Source organism: Roseateles oligotrophus (assembly GCF_014204525.1).
Classification (GTDB): Bacteria; Pseudomonadota; Gammaproteobacteria; order Burkholderiales; family Burkholderiaceae_C; genus Paucibacter_A; species Paucibacter_A oligotrophus_A.
The window spans coordinates 32,178-50,764 of sequence record NZ_JACHLP010000005.1 but is presented as its reverse complement, the minus strand read 5'-3'; the positions used below and the strand labels follow the sequence as shown (position 1 = coordinate 50,764).

The 18,587-nt window shown below is 67.1% G+C and carries 16 protein-coding genes; 12 read left to right on the top strand and 4 right to left on the bottom strand.

Going from position 1 to position 18,587, the window contains the following annotated elements:
- Window positions 1-242 precede the first annotated feature (242 nt).
- The 7 genes from HNP55_RS12760 (at window position 243) to HNP55_RS12730 (ending at window position 6,889) form a co-directional block, all read left to right on the top strand.
- Complete coding sequence (locus HNP55_RS12760) at window positions 243-884, top strand: hypothetical protein (RefSeq protein WP_184299875.1); 642 nt, start codon at window positions 243-245, stop codon at window positions 882-884.
- 107 nt (window positions 885-991) lie between these two features.
- Window positions 992-1,237 carry an AbrB/MazE/SpoVT family DNA-binding domain-containing protein gene (locus HNP55_RS12755; RefSeq protein ID WP_184299873.1) on the top strand — a complete coding sequence of 82 codons (246 nt, stop codon included), beginning with the start codon at window positions 992-994 and terminating at the stop codon, window positions 1,235-1,237.
- Window positions 1,238-1,250: 13 nt separating this feature from the next.
- Window positions 1,251-1,655: a type II toxin-antitoxin system VapC family toxin gene (locus tag HNP55_RS12750; protein ID WP_184299871.1), complete on the top strand. Its 405-nt coding sequence runs from the start codon at window positions 1,251-1,253 to the stop codon at window positions 1,653-1,655.
- A gap of 40 nt (window positions 1,656-1,695) precedes the next feature.
- Window positions 1,696-4,287: a bifunctional aconitate hydratase 2/2-methylisocitrate dehydratase gene (acnB, locus tag HNP55_RS12745; protein ID WP_184299869.1), complete on the top strand. Its 2,592-nt coding sequence runs from the start codon at window positions 1,696-1,698 to the stop codon at window positions 4,285-4,287.
- A 275-nt stretch (window positions 4,288-4,562) separates the two neighbouring features.
- Window positions 4,563-4,904 (top strand): iron uptake protein, encoded by a 342-nt coding sequence (locus HNP55_RS12740; RefSeq protein WP_184299867.1) that lies wholly within the window; start codon window positions 4,563-4,565, stop codon window positions 4,902-4,904.
- Complete coding sequence (locus HNP55_RS12735; RefSeq protein ID WP_184299865.1) at window positions 4,904-6,571, top strand: PepSY-associated TM helix domain-containing protein; 1,668 nt, start codon at window positions 4,904-4,906, stop codon at window positions 6,569-6,571. Before HNP55_RS12740 ends, HNP55_RS12735 begins: the two co-directional genes overlap by 1 nt.
- A 3-nt stretch (window positions 6,572-6,574) precedes the next feature.
- Window positions 6,575-6,889 (top strand): DUF3325 domain-containing protein, encoded by a 315-nt coding sequence (locus HNP55_RS12730; RefSeq protein WP_184299863.1) that lies wholly within the window; start codon window positions 6,575-6,577, stop codon window positions 6,887-6,889.
- A 4-nt stretch (window positions 6,890-6,893) separates the two neighbouring features.
- On the opposite strand, the gene HNP55_RS12725 is transcribed toward HNP55_RS12730, so the two are convergent.
- The 3 genes from HNP55_RS12725 to HNP55_RS12715 are packed head-to-tail and all read right to left on the bottom strand — an operon-like array spanning window position 6,894 to window position 10,916.
- Window positions 6,894-8,258, bottom strand: coding sequence for a hypothetical protein (locus HNP55_RS12725; RefSeq protein WP_184299861.1), 1,365 nt, complete (start codon window positions 8,256-8,258; stop codon window positions 6,894-6,896).
- The gene (locus HNP55_RS12720) at window positions 8,255-10,444 is read right to left on the bottom strand and encodes a hypothetical protein (protein ID WP_184299859.1); all 2,190 of its coding nucleotides are present in this window, start codon (window positions 10,442-10,444) and stop codon (window positions 8,255-8,257) included. The genes HNP55_RS12725 and HNP55_RS12720 overlap by 4 nt, the downstream gene beginning before the upstream one ends.
- Before the next feature lie 46 nt (window positions 10,445-10,490).
- Entirely contained in the window at window positions 10,491-10,916 is a 426-nt protein-coding gene (locus HNP55_RS12715; protein ID WP_184299857.1) for a hypothetical protein, read from the bottom strand.
- 199 nt (window positions 10,917-11,115) lie between these two features.
- On the opposite strand from HNP55_RS12715, the gene HNP55_RS12710 reads away from it, so the two are divergent.
- From HNP55_RS12710 to HNP55_RS12690, 5 genes are all read left to right on the top strand, one after another.
- Complete coding sequence (locus HNP55_RS12710) at window positions 11,116-12,687, top strand: AbgT family transporter (protein WP_184299855.1); 1,572 nt, start codon at window positions 11,116-11,118, stop codon at window positions 12,685-12,687.
- Between the two features lie 100 nt (window positions 12,688-12,787).
- Window positions 12,788-13,324, top strand: a complete 537-nt coding sequence (locus HNP55_RS12705; RefSeq protein ID WP_184299853.1) for a GbsR/MarR family transcriptional regulator — start codon at window positions 12,788-12,790, stop codon at window positions 13,322-13,324.
- Window positions 13,325-13,424: 100 nt separating this feature from the next.
- The gene (locus HNP55_RS12700; protein ID WP_184299851.1) at window positions 13,425-14,318 is read left to right on the top strand and encodes an NAD-dependent epimerase/dehydratase family protein; all 894 of its coding nucleotides are present in this window, start codon (window positions 13,425-13,427) and stop codon (window positions 14,316-14,318) included.
- Window positions 14,315-14,707 (top strand): DoxX-like family protein, encoded by a 393-nt coding sequence (locus HNP55_RS12695; RefSeq protein WP_246448390.1) that lies wholly within the window; start codon window positions 14,315-14,317, stop codon window positions 14,705-14,707. The genes HNP55_RS12700 and HNP55_RS12695 overlap by 4 nt, the downstream gene beginning before the upstream one ends.
- A complete protein-coding gene (locus tag HNP55_RS12690) occupies window positions 14,704-15,207 on the top strand; it encodes a DUF2269 family protein (RefSeq protein ID WP_184299849.1) in 504 nt (167 codons plus the stop codon). Before HNP55_RS12695 ends, HNP55_RS12690 begins: the two co-directional genes overlap by 4 nt.
- A gap of 19 nt (window positions 15,208-15,226) precedes the next feature.
- On the opposite strand, the gene HNP55_RS12685 is transcribed toward HNP55_RS12690, so the two are convergent.
- Window positions 15,227-18,583, bottom strand: coding sequence for a two-component regulator propeller domain-containing protein (locus tag HNP55_RS12685; RefSeq protein ID WP_184299847.1), 3,357 nt, complete (start codon window positions 18,581-18,583; stop codon window positions 15,227-15,229).
- Between the last annotated feature and the right edge of the window lie 4 nt (window positions 18,584-18,587).

Here is an 18,587-nt window from a genome sequence, read left to right as displayed (position 1 = left end):
CAAGCGACAGCGGCAACGACTTGACACAGTCTGCCGCCCCTCCACAGCCGCGGAGCAAGCGAGAATGCCGCACCCGACAAGGGCACAAGCAGTGCAGCCACGAATACCCGCAGTTCTTCGAGCATGGCAAGCTGCCCCAGCCCTCGTCAGCAAGCAAAGACCCCAAGCCGGCGCGGCCACACTCCTGCGGAGCAGGCCAGGCGCCCTCGTCTTCCTCTGAACCTTTGACTCTTCATTTCGCCATGAGCACTTTGAAACAATCCCTGCTGCACCTCTCCCTCGTCGGCCTGTGCAGCAGCGGCCTGCTGAGCCTGTCCACCGCCGCGCTGGCGGCCCCCGAGGCCGCAGCCAAGCCCGCCGCCAAGGCTGCCGCCCCGGCCAAGCCGGCGCCCAAGAACACCAAGGTCGTCAAGGGCAAGCCGGCCGCCAAGCCCGCCCCGGTCGACGTGGTGCTGGCCGAAGCCAACGAAGAACAGCTCTACGCCGCATCGCGCGCCTATATGGGCCAGTATGACTGCGAGTTCAAGCAGACCATCCACATCACCAAGCACCCCAAGACCGAGGGCTATCTGGACGTGGCCTGGCAGAAGCAGGTCTTCACCATGAAGCCCGTGCTGTCCAGCACCGGCGCCCTGCGCCTGGAAGACGTGACCGGCCGCACCCTGATGATCCAGATCGCCAACAAGTCCATGCTGATGGACACCCACGTAGGCCAGCGCCTGGTGGACGAGTGCATCAACCCCGAGCAGCGCACCCTGATCGACCTGGCCCGCGCCGCCGCGGCCGAAGCCGCCGCCTCCGGCATCGAGGCCACTGGCGGCCTGGGCATCGCCCCGGCCCCGGCCGCCGCAGTTGCGGCGACGGCTGCACCCGTCAAGAAGTAAGCCTCGGCAAGGCCCGGCGCATGGGCCCGCCTCGCCGGGCACTGGCTTTGATATGAAAAGTATGTAGAATCAATGCATACTTTTTACGCCATACCGCGGAGGCCAGCATGGAAGCGACCGTTGCCGAACGAGGCCAGATCACCCTGCCCAAGGCCGTGCGTGATGCACTGGGCCTGAGCAAGGGCACGACGCTCAAGGTCGAACTGGACGGCTCGCGCATCATCCTGCGCAAGAACGTCGATGACGCCATCTCCCGCGCCCGCGGCAAATTCAAGTTAGATGGCTTTGCTTCTGTGGATGAGGCCATGCGAGCCATTCGCGGCCGGGCACCTGGTGATCCGGTAGAAACCTGAGACCGGCCCGCCCATGATTGCCATCGACTCCTCCGTCCTGATCGACCTGCTCAGTGGCAGCGCACGCTCGTCAATGGCTGAAGCCGCCTTGCGCGAGGCGCTCAGCCAGGGCCCGGTGGTGGTCTGCGCCGTGGTGGTGGCGGAGGTCTGCTCCTCGCTGCAAGGCGGCGACCAGGCCATGCAAGCCCTGGAAGAAATCGGCCTGAGCTACAGCGCCATCGAACAAAAAGCCGCCATCCGTGCTGGCGAAATGCAGCGCCGCTACCGCAGCCGCGGCGGTACTCGCCAACGCACCGTTCCCGACTTCATCGTCGGCGCCCATGCCCTGCTGCAATGCAGCGCATTGATCACCAACGACGACGGCTTTTTCCGCGACTACTTCAAAGGCCTGAAGCTGATCAAGCCCGGCGCCCCCTAATCCTTAAAATCCACTCACCGCATCACCTGGAGTCACAGCCATGCTGCAAGCCTACCGCCAACATGTCGCCGAGCGCGCCGCCCTGGGCATCCCGCCCCTGGCCCTCTCGCCTGAGCAGACCGCCGAGCTCATCGAACTGATCAAGAACCCGCCCGCGGGCGAGGGTGAATTCCTGCTGGACCTGCTGACCCATCGCGTGCCCCCGGGCGTGGACGATGCCGCCAAGGTCAAGGCCAGCTTCCTGGCCGCCGTGGCCCATGGTGACCTGAGCGTCGCGCTGATCTCCAAGACCCGCGCCACCGAGTTGCTGGGCACCATGGTCGGCGGCTACAACGTCAAGCCCCTGATCGATCTGCTGGACGATGCCGCAGTCGCCGCCAGCGCCGCCGCCGCGCTGAAGAAGACGCTCTTGATGTTCGACTTCTTCCACGACGTGGCCGAGAAGGCCAAGGCCGGCAATGCCCAGGCCCAGGAGGTGATCCAGAGCTGGGCCGAGGCCGAGTGGTTCACCAGCCGCCCCGAGGTCGAGAAGAAGATCACCGTCACCGTCTTCAAGGTGCCCGGCGAAACCAATACCGACGACCTGTCGCCCGCGCCCGATGCCTGGAGCCGCCCCGACATCCCCCTGCACTATCTGGCCATGCTGAAGAACACGCGCGAAGGCGCGGCCTTCAAGCCCGAAGAAGACGGCAAGCGCGGCCCGATGCAGTTCATCGAAGACCTGAAGAAGAAGGGCCATCTGGTCGCCTACGTCGGCGATGTGGTCGGCACCGGTTCTTCGCGCAAGTCCGCCACCAACTCGGTGATCTGGGCCACCGGCCAGGACATCCCCTTCGTGCCCAACAAGCGCTTCGGCGGCGTCACGCTGGGCGGCAAGATCGCCCCCATCTTCTTCAACACCCAGGAAGACTCGGGTTCGCTGCCGATTGAAGTCGACGTCAGCAAGCTGGAGATGGGCGATGTCATCGACATCCTGCCCTACGAGGGCAAGATCGTGAAGGACGGCGCCACCGTCACCGAGTTCAAGCTCAAGAGCGATGTGCTGTTTGACGAGGTGCGCGCCGGCGGCCGCATCAACCTGATCATCGGCCGCTCGCTGACCGCCAAGGCCCGTGAATTCCTGGGCCTGCCCGCCAGCACCCTGTTCCGCCTGCCACAAGCCCCGGCCGCCACCCAGGCCGGCTTCACGCTGGCGCAGAAGATGGTGGGCCGCGCCGTCGGTCTGCCCGAGGGCCAGGGCGTGCGCCCCGGCACCTACTGCGAGCCCAAGATGACGACCGTCGGCTCGCAAGACACCACCGGCCCCATGACCCGCGACGAGCTGAAGGACCTGGCCTGCCTGGGCTTCAGCGCCGACCTGGTGATGCAGAGCTTCTGCCACACCGCGGCCTACCCCAAGCCGGTGGACGTCAAGACCCATCGCGAGCTGCCCGCCTTCATCTCCAACCGCGGCGGCGTGGCCCTGCGTCCAGGCGACGGCGTGATCCACAGCTGGCTGAACCGCCTGCTGCTGCCCGACACCGTCGGCACCGGCGGCGACTCGCACACCCGCTTCCCCATCGGCATCTCCTTCCCCGCCGGCTCCGGCCTGGTGGCCTTCGGCGCCGCCACCGGCGTGATGCCGCTGGACATGCCGGAGTCGGTGCTGGTGCGCTTCAAGGGCGAAATGCAGCCCGGCATCACCTTGCGTGATCTGGTCCATGCGATCCCGCTGTACGCTATCAAGGCCGGCCTGCTGACCGTCGCCAAGGCCGGCAAGATCAATGCCTTCTCGGGCCGCATCCTGGAGATCGAAGGCCTGCCCGATCTGAAGGTGGAGCAAGCCTTCGAGCTGAGCGACGCCTCGGCCGAGCGCAGCGCCGCCGGCTGCACCGTCAAGCTCAACCCCGAGCCGATCAAGGAATACCTCACGAGCAATATCGTGCTGATGAAGAACATGATCGCCGACGGCTATGCCGACGCCCGCACCCTGCAGCGCCGCATCGAGAAGGTCGAAGCCTGGTTGGCCAAGCCGAGCCTGCTGGAAGCCGACAAGGACGCCGAATACGCCCACATCATCGAGATCGATCTGGCCGACATCAAGGAGCCCATCCTCTGCTGCCCCAACGATCCGGACGATGCCAAGACCCTGAGCGACGTGGCCGGCACCAAGATCGATGAGGCCTTCATCGGTTCCTGCATGACCAATATCGGCCACTTCCGCGCCGCGGCCAAGCTGCTGGGCGGCCAGCGCGACATCCCCGTCAAGCTGTGGGTAGCCCCGCCGACCAAGATGGACCAGAGCGAGCTGATCAAGGAAGGCCATTACGCCGCCTTCGGCACCGCCGGTGCGCGCACCGAAATGCCCGGCTGCTCGCTGTGCATGGGCAATCAGGCCCAGGTGCGTGAGGGTGCGACCGTGGTTTCGACCTCGACCCGCAACTTCCCCAACCGCCTGGGCAAGAACACGCAAGTCTTCCTGGCCTCGGCCGAGTTGGCGGCCATCGCCTCCAAGCTGGGCCGCATCCCCACCGTGGCCGAGTACCACGCCGATATGGGCGTGATCAACAAGGACAGCGGCAAGATCTACCAGTACATGAACTTCGACAAGATCGAAGAGTACGCGGAAGTGGCCAAGACTGCCGTGAACTGAAGCCCACCCAGCCCATCAACTGAGGCTGGGAGCTCGACCACCAGGCCCGCCGGAGAAATCCGGCGGGCCTTTTTTCATACCGATTCGGCGCTGAGCCTCCCCCGCTGCAGCGCCAATCACCCCCTCGATGCCCAGCGCTCAATTCATCAATATTTTGCAAATAAGAATCATTATCAATATAATTTTCAGGATTTGCTAACTGTCTATTCGAACGGCAATGACTCGGCCGCCAATCACAAGCGGCCTAGCCTTTCCGATTCCCTGCCTGGAAACCCATGAACGCACCCCCCTCACCCGGCCTAGGCCGCGCCACCCAGTTTTCTCGCGCCCATCTGCTGGGCCGTATCGCTGCCGCCGTGCTGGGAGGCTATGCCTTTTGCTGGGGCTTCATCGCCCTGAGCATGGCCGCCCTGTACGCCGCCAAGATGCCCTTCCATGATGCCGAGCACCTGGCCGCCATCCTGGGATTCCTGCTGTTTGTGGCGGTGTTTTGCTGGGCCTTCGTGACCCGCAGCCTGGCGCGCGCCTGGCTGCTGCTGGCCGGGGGCGGCGTCTTGATGGCGACCGCGGCCCAACTCGTGCAACAGCTGCTGATCGCCGCAGCGGAGGGCCACTGATGTTGCAGAATTTCCGCCAAACCATGACCTGGCTGCACACCTGGTTCGGCCTGGTGCTGGGCTTTGTGTTGATGGTCGTGTTCTTCTTCGGTTCGCTGTCGGTGTTCGACCGCGAGATCGACCGCTGGGCCCTGCCGCAGACGCGCTTTGCGCCCCAGCCCATGCCCTCCTTCGACACGCTGTTGCGACCGGTCTTCGAGGCCATGCAGCCCAAGCCCGAGGATGTGGCCGCACTGGAGGGCAAGGTCAACGGCCCCCTGCCCCAGCGCTTTGACACCGTGTCCAACTGGGGCGCCTACACCACCCACCGCGATCCGGTGCTGCGGGTGTTTGCCGGCTTCCCGGTGCCCAATGCCAAGGACCCGGAAGAGAGCGTCTTCAGCAGCCACAATCTGGACCCCCGCAACGGTCGGCTGCTGCCCGAGGGCCAGCTCAATATCGGCAGCGATTTCTTCTACCCCCTGCACTACAGCCTGCACCTGAACTGGCTGAATCTGGGCTACTGGATCGTCGGCTTCGCCGCGCTGATGATGTTGGTGGCCCTGGTCAGCGGCGTGGTGATGCACCGCAAGATCTTCCGCGAGCTGTTCACCTTCCGGCCCCGCAAGAGCACCCAGCGCAGCGCGCTGGACCTGCACAACCTCAGCGGTGTGGCGGCCCTGCCCTTCCACTTTTTCTTCGCCTTCACCGGCCTGGTGATCTTTGCCGGCATCTACTTCCCCATCGGCCACAGCCAGTTGCACGATCTGCACGAGTTGCACGAGCGCATCGAAGCGCGCGAGACCGGCCTGCCGCATGAGCGCGCCGGCAAGGCCGCAGCGCTGGCCTCGGTGGATGCCATGGTGGCCCAGGCCCAGGCGCACTGGGCGGCCAAGGGCATGGCCGGCGAGGTGGGCTTTTTGAGCGTCCAGCATGTGGGCGATGCCAACAGCTATGTCAGCATCTACCGCGCCGGCACCGACCGAGTGGCACTGACCGGCGAGGGCATGCACTTCAAGGCCTCAACCGGAACGCTGCTGCGCGAAGACCCGCCCCGCACGGCGGTGGACAGCGTCAACGAGTTCCTCACCGGCCTGCATTTGCAGCATTTCCGCCATTGGCTGCTGCGCTGGCTCTACGTGTTAGGTGGCCTGCTGGGCTGCGTCTGCATCGCCACCGGCTTCATCTTCTTCGTCGAGAAGCGCAAGAAGCAGCATGCCAAAAGCGGCAGCCAGGGCAGCCGCCTGGTGGACGCTTTCGCCGTGACCACCGTGACCGGCATGCTGGCGGCCTCGGCCAGCATGCTGCTGGCCAACCGCCTGCTGCCCGCCGAGCTGGCGGCCAAGGGCGATTGGGAGCGCTATGCCTTCTGGGGCGCCTGGCTGCTGGCCCTGGCCCATGCGCTGTGGCGCGGTGCGCCGGTGGCGGAAGGCCGGCTCAACCCGGCTTGGCGCGAGCAATGCTGGGGCTTCGCATTGCTGGCGCTGGGCGCCGTGCTGATGAACTGGCTCAGCACCGGCGACCATCTGGCCAAGACCCTGGCGGCCGGCTACTGGCCGGTGGCCGGGCTGGACCTGAGCCTGCTGCTGACTGCGGGCCTGGCGCTCTGGGCGGCGAGCAAACTGGGGCAGCGCGCGGCGGCTGCCACCTCCTCTGTGGATGGCATGGCCATCGCAACGAAAGCCTGAGCCATGGCCGAATCCAACTATTCCTTGCTGGCGGGCGCGGCCCTGCTCGTCGCCCTGGGTTTTGCCTGGCTGGCCCTGGCCATGGACGGCCATTGGGAACAGGTGCACGGCCAGACCGGCCCCTCGGCCGGGCAGCAAAAACTGCTGCGCCTGCTGGGCGGCTCGCTGCTACTGGCCTCGCTGGCCCTGTGCCTGCTGGCCGACCACGCCACCATGGCGGCCCTGGTCTGGCTGATGCTGCTGGCCGGCGGCGTGCTCTTGAACGCCTTGCTGCTGGCCTGGCGGCCAGCCTGGCTGCGGCTGCTATGGCCCCGTTAGTCCGTCAGACCTTGTAGATGCTGATGTTCTTGCTGGCCGAACCGAGGTAGACGAGGGCCGACAAGCTGGGCAGCCACATCATGCGGCGCTTGACGATGCTGCCCGCGCTGGGCGCCGGCCAGTCGCCGGTGGCCTGCGGCATGCGCCTGAGCGTCCAGGGCGTGGTGCTGGGGTCCAGCTCGAACCAGGCCAGGCGCCCGTCCTTCATCTGGGTGCTGAGCCAGTAGCGGTTCAGCGGCGGGATATAGACCAGACCCGCGCCGTCGTAAAAGCTGCTCTGGTTGGCAAAGTCGCTTTGCGACAGCCCGGCCTCGAACTGCAACACGCCCTCGCTGGCCTGGCGCGTGCGCAGCTTGTAGCGCATATATCGGCCCGGGAAGCCGCGACTGCCGCTGCCCACATCGGGGTTGGAGGGCGGCCGCAGCAGGGTCAGCTCCTCGTTGAAGCAGGTGTCGGCGGCACCGTCCCAGTCCCAGGAGGCCCAGGGCGGCATATAGCCGGTCCAGGACTCGGTCTTGAAGTCGAAGGTGGCGCCAAAAGGGCCGTCCGAGCCGCAGCTGCCGACGATGAGCTGGCCGTTGGCCGGGTCCTGATAGGCAATCGAGGCCTCGCCGAAACCCCGGCTGGCGCTGTCCTTGGCATGGCGGCGGTAGGTCCAGCGGCCGGCCGCCAGGGAATAACGCCACAGCCGCCCGCGCGCCAGCACCAGCTCATTGCTGGCGGGCAGGTACACCGTGCCCGAGTAGACATGGCGGGCGATGGGCTTGCGGTCCCAGACCAGCTCATCGCCAAACCAGCCGCCCTCGGGCGGCTTGATGTCGGCCGCCAGATCGGCCTGGTACCTGGCCTCGGACTCCAGGCAGGGGCCGACCGAGCCGCCCGAGGCGATGCGCTGGTACAGGCTCTGGGCCTTGCCATAGGCGGCAAACGGGGTCTTCCACGGGCCGGTGTCCGAGGGCAGGCACTCGACGGCATAGGCCATTCTGAGCGCGTCGAAACGGTAGATGCCGTTGTTGGCGCTGTCGGCATGGCCGCCCGCGCAGACCCACCAGGCGCGGCAGCCCTCGGTGTCCATGGCCACGCCATTCCAGGCATTGGTGACGCCGTCCCATTTCTGCGAGCCGGGGTCGCTCCAGCCCGGGATGGCCGCCTTGACCACGGCATCCAGCGCGTCCAGCCGGGTGTCGGCCACGTTCAGCCATTGACCCGTGGGCACGGCGGCCCAGGAGACCTCGTTGACGGCGCCCTGGGCATCGCGGCCCGGCGTCCACAGACTGCCCTTGACGCTGCCCGGGTCCGTGCCCCGGCCCAGGGCCGGCCGGGCCAGGATGTGCAGGGAAATGGCGGCGGAAAGCAGCTTGCGTGTCATGAACTCAGATTTCGCGGATAGGCGCCACAGCGCGGGTCATTGGCAAAGCCGGCCCGCCAGGCGGCCAGATTCGTGATGTTGGCAAGCACCGTGTTCCAGGCCTGCGCGGCCCCAGGCACGGCGCGTTCGCGGGCGGCCACCAGGGCGGCCCAGAAATTGCTCGGATAACCGACGCCGCCGACGGACTCATAAGCCAGCGCCTCGACGGCGGCCCAGCTCTTCTCGTCACCGATGCCGCCGCCCCAAGGGCCCGCCACCGCGCTGGGGCGGCCACCGAGGTCGGCGGCGCGCTGCGCGCCCCAGCCGGGGTAGGCGGCCAGATTGCCGCCCTCATCGCCCAGGCGGCTGCGGTAGGGCAGGAAGCGCCAGCCGCCCTCGGGCTGCTCGTTGACCCATTTGACGACGGCCAGGGCCAGGCCATCTGCCACCTTGTCCACCGCCGCCTGGCGCTGGGCCGACAAGCCCAGCAGCAGCTGGCTGGCGGCGATGCGGTGCCACTCCATCACCACGAAGTGGTACATCCACAGCGAGACCTGGATGCCCGGCATATTCTTTTCCAGGTCCATGGGCCACTCCGGCTCGCCCTCGTACAGCGGCAGCAGCACGGCGCGGGTATTGGCGGCATAAGCGCCCAGGAAACGGCTGTTCCGGTCCAGCCACTGCAGGCCGCTGGCGCGCCAGGGATGGTCTTGCGGCGACAGCCAGGTGGCATGGCAGAGATTGCGCGGCCCCCAGGCCTTGGCCCGCATCTGCACATTGCCGACGATGCCCGTGGGGTCGCTGATGCCGGCCGCCGCGCCATCCATGTATTTGAGCAGGTCGCTGCTGGCGTCTATGGTGCCGGTCCAGACGGCGATCTTCTGCGCAATCTCGATATAGACCGGGCTGGGTCGGGCCACAAAAGCCATCAGGCCCGCGGCGGGCTGGTGCGCCACTTCGAAGGCGGGCTCGGCATTGTTGCTGGGCCAGTTCTTGTACCAGGAGCCCTGGGTCTTCAAGGGCATGATGGCGCTGTGCGGCACGACGCCGCTGACATCGCGGTGGTTGATGTTGTAGGACAGCATGGCCAGGGCGCTGGCCTCGGTGGCGGCCCAGGCGCGGGCGTCGCCCGACTGCAGGGCGCGCGCCTCCCACTGCGGCAGCGCGCCTATGCTGGGGTGATCGCCACCGCCGCCCATGCCCACGGCGCGATGGCGGCCCGTGCCCCAGGGGCGGTAGGCGTCCTGGGCATAGGCACTCATATCGAAGCTGGCCGCCTGGTCGCATTGGAAAAACAGCGGGTGTTTTTGCAGGTCTGTGTGGCGCTGCGTGACCCGCAGCTGCGGGTCGCCGCCCACCCAGGCACTGGCATACCAGGCGCGGAACGCACCGTGGACCCCGCCCACCGCGCCCGCCGTGCCGACCGTGGCCACCACCGCCTGGTTGAGCGTCAGCGTGGCCGTGGCGTAAGCGGCCGGCGCCGGGCCGCTGCTGCTGGTGGCTGTGGCCGCGGCCAGCTTGCCGTTCTCCACCACCACCTCCACCAGGGCGCGCTCGCTGGCCGCGAAGGCCTGGATGTCGATGACGGCCTCCAGCCCCGCATGCTGGGGCGCAGCGAGACGGTAGCGCGCGCAAATCGTCTGCGCATTGGCCCACCAGATGCGCTCGGGCCGGGCCAGATCGGCGATGCCGGCCTGACCCAGAACGCCGAAATTCACCGACAAATCCTTCACCAAGGCGGCGATGCGCGCCGGCGTCAGCGGGCTGGCATCAAGCGGCTTGGCCGTCTGTAGGCGCAGGCTTTTGGCCTGGTTTGCGGCCACCTCGACCACACCCGCCAGCAGCAGCACCGCCGCCGAACCATCGGGCCAGCTGGACAGCACGCTGGCCTGCAGCGAGCCATCATCCGGCGACTGAACCGTCAGCCCGGCCGGCACCTGGCCTTGCAAGGGCAGCAGGCTGGCCACATAGGGCAGGCGCCCCGCCAGTGCAGCGGCCTGCACGCTCAGTTCGCTGAAGACCGTGCCCAGGGCCGGCGGTGGTGGCGGCGATGGCAGAGCTGGCGGCGGAGCTGGCGCAGGCAGAGGTGCCGGGGCTGGGGCGGGTCCAGGCGCCGGGCTGGCGCCGGGTCCGGCGCCCCCGCAGGCCGGCAAACCCAGGGTGGCCAAGGCGGCTCCGGCAGCGCCGACGACGCTGCGCCGGCTCATGCCCTGTTTGTTTTGTGAATGGGTCAAGATCAAGCCCGATCAGGTCTCAAGGTTCTTGGTAGGAAAACACCAGACCGGCCAAGCTGCCCAGGCTGGCGCCCGGTTCGGCGCTCAACAAGCCCGCCGGCGTCAGCGTCAAACCGGCCGGCAGGGGCGTGCCGCTGGCGTCGACCCCGAACACCCCGCCTTTGGCATAGCCGCTGGGCAGGCTGGTGGCCAGGTCCAGAGACACCTGACCATTGGCCACCAGGTAGAGCGCCGGACCCAGATTCCAGTCCGCGGCCGCTGGCGGGGGCGCTGGCGTTGCGGTGGGCGGCGGGATGGGCGCAGGCGGCACCGGCGCTGGCGCAGGCGCAGGGAGGGGCGCAGGCGCTGGCGGGCTGCCCGCCGAGCCACCCCCGCAAGCGGCCAGGCCCAGGGCTTGGCCGGCCACGCTGACGGTCAAAAAACTGCGGCGGGAAATGAGGCTCATCACATTCGATCCGGCTGGACGTTCTGCGGCCTGGTGACACGGCGCAGCGCCAAAAAAATAATCACTATATCGGACGTCAAACTACAAACCCTTACCAAAATCTGGGCGACCCGATACCGGGCCAGCGTGCGCAAGACGCCCACGCCGGGCGCCGGCCATGGTCAACTCCAGACCCTGTACAAAACCTCTGCCTAAGCCCATGAACAAGCCCACGACAGCCCCCCGCCCCGGCGGCCTGGCACGCCTGCTCAACACGATTGAGCGGCTTGGCAACAAACTGCCCGACCCCGCCATCCTGTTCGCCCTGCTGCTGGCCGCGGTGGCCATGGCCTCCTGGGCCATGTCCAGCATGCAGTTCAGCGAGCTCGACCCGCGCACCGGCCAGGCCCTGGAGATCAGGAACCTGCTTTCCGGCGCGGCCCTGACCGCTTTCGCGGCCAATCTGGTCGGCACTTTTGTCAACTTCCCGCCCCTGGGCGTGGTGCTGGTAGCCATGCTGGGCCTGGGCGTGGCGGAGTACACCGGCTTCATCAATGCCGGCCTGCGCGCCATCCTGTCCGTCACGCCCCAGCGCCTGCTCACGCCGGTGCTGATCGCCGTCGGCATCCTCAGCCATGTCGCTGTGGATGCGGGTTATGTGCTGGTGATCCCGCTGGGTGCGGTGATCTTCTACGCCGCCGGCCGCCACCCGCTGGCCGGCATCGCGGCGGCATTCGCCGGCGTGTCGGGCGGTTTCTCGGCCACCTTCTTCATCCCCTCCAGCCTCGACCCCCTGCTGGCCGGCCTGACCCAGGCGGCGGCACGCCTCTCGGCCGACCCGGCGGCGGCCCAGATCGTCATCAACCCGCTCAACAACTTCTACTTCACCTCCGCCTCGGCCCTGCTGATCGTCTTGGTGGGCTGGGCCATCACCGACCTGCTGATCGAACCCCGCCTCAAGCAGACAAAGATCGACGGCGACCCGGCCGAGCTGCCCAAGATGGAGGCCCTGAGCGCGGTGGAAAAGAAAGGCCTGCTGCTGGCCGGCCTGTCGGTGCTGGTGGCCGGCGCCTTGTTCGCCCTGAGCCTGCTGCCCGGCAACTCGCCCTGGCGCGCGCCCGACGGCCAGTTGGCCGCGGCCGCCGCGCCGCTGATGAAATCCATCGTCGCGCTGATCTTTCTCTTCTTCCTGATTCCCGGTGTGGTTTACGGTTATGCCAGCGGCAGCGTCAAGAATTCGGGCGATGTCATCAAGGGCATGAGCAAGGCCATGAGCGGCATGGGCTACTACATCGTGATGGCCTTCTTCTGCGCCCAGTTCATCTACGCCTTCGGCCAGAGCAATCTGGGCGCCCTGCTGGCCATCAAGGGCGCGGGCTGGCTCAAGGACATGCACTTCCCCGTCGGCGCCACCCTGATCGGCATGATTTTGCTGACCGCCTCGGTCAATCTGCTGATCGGCTCGGCCTCGGCCAAATGGGCGCTGATCGGCGCCATCATGGTGCCCATGCTGATGGAGTTAGGCCTGTCACCCGACTTCATCCAGGCCGCCTACCGCGTGGGCGATTCCTCCACCAATATCATCACCCCCCTGATGCCCTACTTCCCGCTGATCGTGGTGTTCTGCCAGAAGTATGTGAAGGGCAGCGGCATCGGCACCTTGCTGGCCTTGATGCTGCCCTACGCCCTGCTGCTGATGTTCAGCTGGACCCTGTTCCTGCTGGGCTTCTGGATGCTGGACATCCCGCTGGGCGTGGGTGCGAGCTACACCTTCCCGGCCCTGACCAGGTAAGCCGAAAGCATGGCGGGCCCGCTCATCCCAAGCATCGGCGGGCCGCGTCGATGTAAATTTCTGTATTGACAGAAATTACAGACGCACTAGACTTCGCGCCATGGAACTCAGCGATATCGCAAGAAAATTTGTCGTCCACTGGGGCGAGATGGGCAGTGCCTGGGGCGTCAACCGGACGGTGGCCCAGATTCATGCCCTGCTCTTCTTCCACGGCCGCCCCCTGCATGCCGAAGAAATCGCGGAGACCCTGGCCGTCGCCCGCTCCAACGTCAGCACCAGCCTGAAGGAGTTGCAGAACTGGAATCTGATCCGCATCGCCCATGTGCTGGGCGACCGGCGCGATTACTTCGAGACCTCCGTCGACGTCTGGGAACTCTTCCGCACCATTGTGCGTGAGCGCAAGGAGCGCGAGTTCGACCCGACGCTGCGGGTGCTGGGGGACTTGGTGGCCGATCCGGGCTTCGCGAAGGAAAGCGCCGACGCCCAGGACCGTGTGCGCGAGGCCCAGCGCTTCATGGACACCCTGGGCGCCTGGTCGGAAGAGATGCTGCGGCTCTCGCCCACGACCCTGGAGAAGGTTTTGAAACTGGGCGCCAGCGTGCAGAAATTCGTTCGCGGCGCCGACAGCAAAGACTGATTCGAGGGCGGCGAACCGCTATCGCCGCCTTTTTTTGGGGTCTTAATTTCTGTTATTACTGAAATATCAGTCAAACATGCAAGCTTGGAGGAGTCTGCCCATGAAAGTTCTGCTCTGCGGTGCCCAAGGCTTTATCGGGCGGCATCTGCTGGCCAGGCTGCGGGCCCAAGGCCACCAGGTGCTGGCCACCAGCAGCCGCAACACGCCCCCCCAGGCCAGCGCGGGCATTGAATGGATACAGGCCGACTTCCGGCGGGATCTGGACCCCGCCGTCTGGCGGCCCCGGCTGGAGGGCGTCGACGCCGTCATCAACGCGGTGGGCGTGCTGCGCGACCGCCGCAAACGCCCCATGGAGGCCATCCACCATCTCGGGCCCGCGGCCTTGTTCGAGGCCTGCGCCCAGGCCGGCGTGGGCCGGGTCCTGCAGATTTCCGCGCTCGGCATCGCCCACAGCGAGACCCGCTACGCTTGCAGCAAGCGCGCCGCGGAGACAAGGCTGCAGGCCTTGCAGCAGGCCGGGCGCTTGAACGCCACGCTGATCCAACCCAGCATCGTCTTCGGTCCGGGAGGTGCCAGCAGCGCGTTATTCCTGCGCCTGGCCAGACTGCCCGTGCTGCTGCTGCCTGCCGAGGCCTTGCAATGCCAGGTGCAAGCGCTGGCGGTGGCCGACCTGGCCGAGGCTTGCGAGCGCCTGCTCGGCCAGACCGGCCCGGCCCGGCTGGCCGCCGTGGGCCCGCAAGCGCAAAGCCTGGCCGATTTGATTGCCAGCCTGCGCCAAGAGCTCGGCCAGGCTCCCGCATGGGTGGGGGTGCTGCCGGGCAAGATCAGCCGGCTCAGCGCCCGCCTGGGAGATTGCCTGCCCTTCCAACCCTGGGGCAGAGAAACCCTGACCCTGCTGCAACAGCCCAACTGCGCCGACCCGGCGCCCATGCAGGCGCTGCTGGGTCGGCCGCCCAGGCATGTCTGCAGCTTTTTGAATCCGGAGGCCGCATGAGCGCTTCACTGATGAGCGCGCGCAGCCGCCGCTGGGCCCGGCTGAGCTTGGTCCTGCTCTGGCTTTGGACGGGCGCGGTCAGCCTGTGGGAATTGCACGGCCAGTCGGCCGACTTGCTGCACGCCGCGGGCCTGAGTCAGCCGCTGTCCCAAACGCTGATCCTAGCCGGTGCCGGCCTGGACCTGTTGCTGGGCGCCGCCCTGTGGCGCTGGCATGCCGCCGGTCTCTACCTCGCGGTGGGCGGGGCCATGCTGTTGATGACGCTGCTGGGCAGTCTGCTGCTGCCCGAGCTATGGCTGCATCCCCTGGGGCCATTGAGCAAGAACCTGCCGATTGCCGCCCTGCTTCTGCTGCTGTTTGAAGACGCCAAAACAAACCCTCGACCATGAACACCTATCTCCTGATCAAAACCCTGCACATCGTCTCCAGCGTGCTCTTGGTCGGCACCGGCTTTGGCTCGGCCTTTTATCTCTTCTTTGCCAACCGCAGCGGCAATCTGGCGGCCCAGGCCGTGGTCTGCCGCCTGGTCAAGCGGGCCGATCTCTGGTTCACCACGCCGGCCATCATCATCCAGCCGCTCAGCGGCCTGTGGCTGGCGCAGCAGGCCGGCTGGTCGCTGCCGAACACACCATGGCTGGCGCTCGGGCTGGCGCTCTATCTGTTTGCGGGCGCATGCTGGTTGCCCGTCGTCTGGCTGCAGCTGCGCATGTCCGATATGGCCGAACAAGCCCTCCGGCAGGGCCAGGAGCTACCCGCTCTCTACTGGCGTTATGCACGCTGGTGGGAGGGTCTGGGCTATGCCGCCTTCTGCGCCATGCCCCTCATCTTCTATCTGATGGTGGCCAAGCCAGACCTGGCACTCGATCTGGCGCCCTGGCTGGGGCGATGAAGGCGAGGTTTTCCACCCCTCAAGGCGCCTGCAAGGGCAGTTCAATGATGAAGCACACCCCCTGGCCCGCTTCGCTCTCAACGCTGATCTCGCCGCCCAGCACCGCGTGCAGCAGGTTGTAGCAGATGCTCAGGCCCAGGCCGCTGCCACCCTGGCCCAGCTTGGTGGTGAAGAAGGGATCGAAGATGCGCGCGATCAGCTCAGGCGCAATGCCCAGGCCGTCGTCCCGGTAGACCAGGCGCAGGGCCTGTTCGCCATGCGGCCTGGCCTGCAGCAGCATGCGGCCGCCACGCCGGCCCTCGAAGCCGTGCAGCAGCGAGTTGCTGATCAACTGCTGCAGCAGCTCGATCAAGGGCTCGGGATAGCTCTCCAGCAGCAAGTGCTCGGGAATGTCCAGCACCAGCTCATGGCCCAGGCTGTGCAGCTCCTTGTACAGACTGGCGCGCAAGTCCTCGGCCAGGCCGCGCAGCGAGAAGCATTGCCTGGGCTGGCCTTGGCGGGCCACGGCCACCTGCTTGAAGCGGCTGAGCAGCTCGCCGCTGCGCTGCAGGCCCCGCATCAGCAATTGGGCCGCCAGACGCACATCGCCAACGAACTGGCTCAGCTCCGAACGCCGCAAGCCGCCCCCCGCCTGGCTCAGCCGGCCGTCCATGGCCGAGGCCCTGTCTTCCAGCGTGCTGGCCGCCATCAGGCAGTTGCCCAGCGGGGTGTTCAGCTCATGCGCCACGCCGGCCACCAGGCCGCCCAGGGCAGCAAATTTTCTTTGCCTCAGCAACTCCTCCTGGGTCTGTTCGACGATGGCTTTCTGCCGCTCGACCTCCTGCTTTTGCTCGCGCAACTCGGCCGTGCGCAAGAGCACCTGGGCCTCCAGCCTGCGTTTTTGCTCGGTCAACATGGCCAGCCGGGCACGGATCAGCGCAAACACCGAAAACAGCAGCACCAACCCCAGGCTCAGGCGGAACCACCAGGTCTGCCAGTAGGGCGCGGCCACCTCGATGTGCAGGCTGAGGCCTTGCTCGTTCCAGACCCCGTCCTTGTTGGCGGCCTTGACGCGGAACACATAGCGGCCCGCCGGCAGATTGGTGTAGCTGGCGCGAGGCTGGCCGGCCTGCACCCAGTCCTTGTCAAAGCCCTCCAGCTGATAGGCGTAGCGATTGCGCTGCGGGTCGGCGAAATGCAGGGCCGCGAACTCCAGCGACAGCGACTCGTGCAGATGGCTCAGCTGCAGCTCGCGCAGTTCGGCCAGGCCGCTGGCCAGCTTCACATCCTGCACCCACTCGTCGGGCCGCAAAACCTCGTTATTGAGCCGGATCTCGGTCAGGGCCAGCTGCGGTGCGTGGGGGTTGTCGCGGATCTCCCCGGGGTGGAAGGCCGTCAGCCCGTTCAAGCCGCCGAAATACATGCGGCCCTCGGCGTCCTTGAAGGCCGAGCTGGCGAAATGGAAGCCCTCGATCAGACCGTCCACCGAGGTGTAGTTGTGCAGCTCCTGGCTGTCGGGCGAATAGCGGCTGACGCCCGCGGTCGTGCTGACCCACAAACGCCCTTGTTCATCCTCCAGGATGCCGCCTATGGGGGCCGTGTCCAGGCCCTCGCCCAGCGCCGGGCGGCTGAAGCGGACGACACCCCCCGCCTCCCGGTGCAACTGGTTCAAGCCCTGGGCCGTGCCCACCCAGATGCGGCCACGCCTGTCCTCGTGCAGATAGTGGATGCGGTCGCTGCTGAGGCTGCCGGCCCGCCCGGCCTGGCTGCGGAAATGCGTGAAATCGCCGCTGGCCGGGTTGAAGCGGTCCAGCCCGCCATCGGTGGCAACCCAGACCTGGCCGTCGCGCGCCACCAGCACCATCTTGACCAGGTCGTCGGACAAGCTGCCCGGCCGCGCCGGGTCGTGGCGGTAGCTGGTCTTGCCGCGCCCATCCGGCGCCAGATGGTGCAGGCCCGCCAGCGACGACAGCCAGATGCCGCCCGCGGCGTCGCTGCTGACGTGGCGTATCACATCCGACTCCAGGCTCCCGCCGCCAAAACGCGGCAGACGCAGCCGGCCGGTCCGGGTGTCGGTGTAGCGGCGCAGCCAGGCCTGGGCGCTCGCATCATTCACCGCCACCCGGGCATCGGCGATATTCAGGCTCTCCAGCTCATTGCTCCCGAAGCGATGGACGCGCAGGCGGCCACTGGCCAGCTCCAGCTCGGCCGCATTGTCATAACCGCTCAGCCACAGCCAGCCGGGCTGCAGGCTGGCGATGCTGAAGATGCGGTTGTCCATCAGCTCCCCGCTCTGGCTGCGCAGATTGCTGATCCGCTTGAAGCCCCCGCTGGCCAGATCGACCCGGTAGCTGCCCGAGGCCCAGGTCCCCAGCCACAGCGTGCCGCTGCGGTCCTGCATCAGGGTGGAGATATGGCGCGGCACGCTGTGCTCGTCACCGGGCCGGTGGGGGAAGACCTGGAAACGCTGCTGCTGGGGCTGCCACAGCCACAAGCCCTCGGTCTCGGTGCTGACCCAGACCCTGCCGCTGCGGTCCAGAAAAGGCAGGATGAAGCTGTCATTGCTATGCCGCGGGCTGAACAGCAGGCGCCGGCCGACCTGCTGCCGACCCTCCAGCTGCCAGACCTGCAAGCCGGCCTGGCCGGCGACCCATAAACAGCCCTGCTCATCCAGCAGCAAGCCCTTGGCGGCACGCGCCCCCAGGGCTTGGCGGGCGTCGGGCATGGGCAGGGTTTGCAGCTGCTGGCTGCCGGGCCGCAGCAAGGCCAGGCCGGTCTCGCGGCCGACCCAGAGCAGGCCTTGCCGGTCCTGGAACAGGGCCGTCACCGCATCGCCGGGCTGCTCGTCCGCGCCGGCAAAGCGCTGGAAGCGCCGGCTCGCCGTATCCAAGCGGTAAAGCCCCTGGTCCGTCCCTATCCACAGGCCGGCACGGCCATCGGCCAGCAAGCTATGCACCTGCAGGCTGCCCGGCCCCGGATGCGGAATGGCCAGGGTTTCAAAATCATCGCTGGCCGGCAGATAACGCTGCAAACCCTTGCGCGTGCCCACCCACAAACGCCCCATTTCATCGGCCTGCAAGGCCTGCACCCAGCCGTCGGCCAGACCACGCTCGCGGCCGGGCTCATGCCGGTAATTGAGGACGCGCCGGCCATCGAAGCGGCTCAGCCCGGCCTGGCCGGCAATCCAGACAAAGCCATGGCTGTCCTGCTCGATGCGGGTGATGCTGTCGCGCAGCAAGCCCTGGGTTTCGTTCAGGCGCTCGAAATGCAAGCTGCGCGTGGCCGGCAGGCCGGCGGGCAGGCCGGCCTGCACCGGCAGCACGATCAGCAAGGCCGCAAACAAGGCCACACCGGCACAGCACTGCGGCAGCCGGAGCTTGAGGAAGGCAAAAAACATCAGC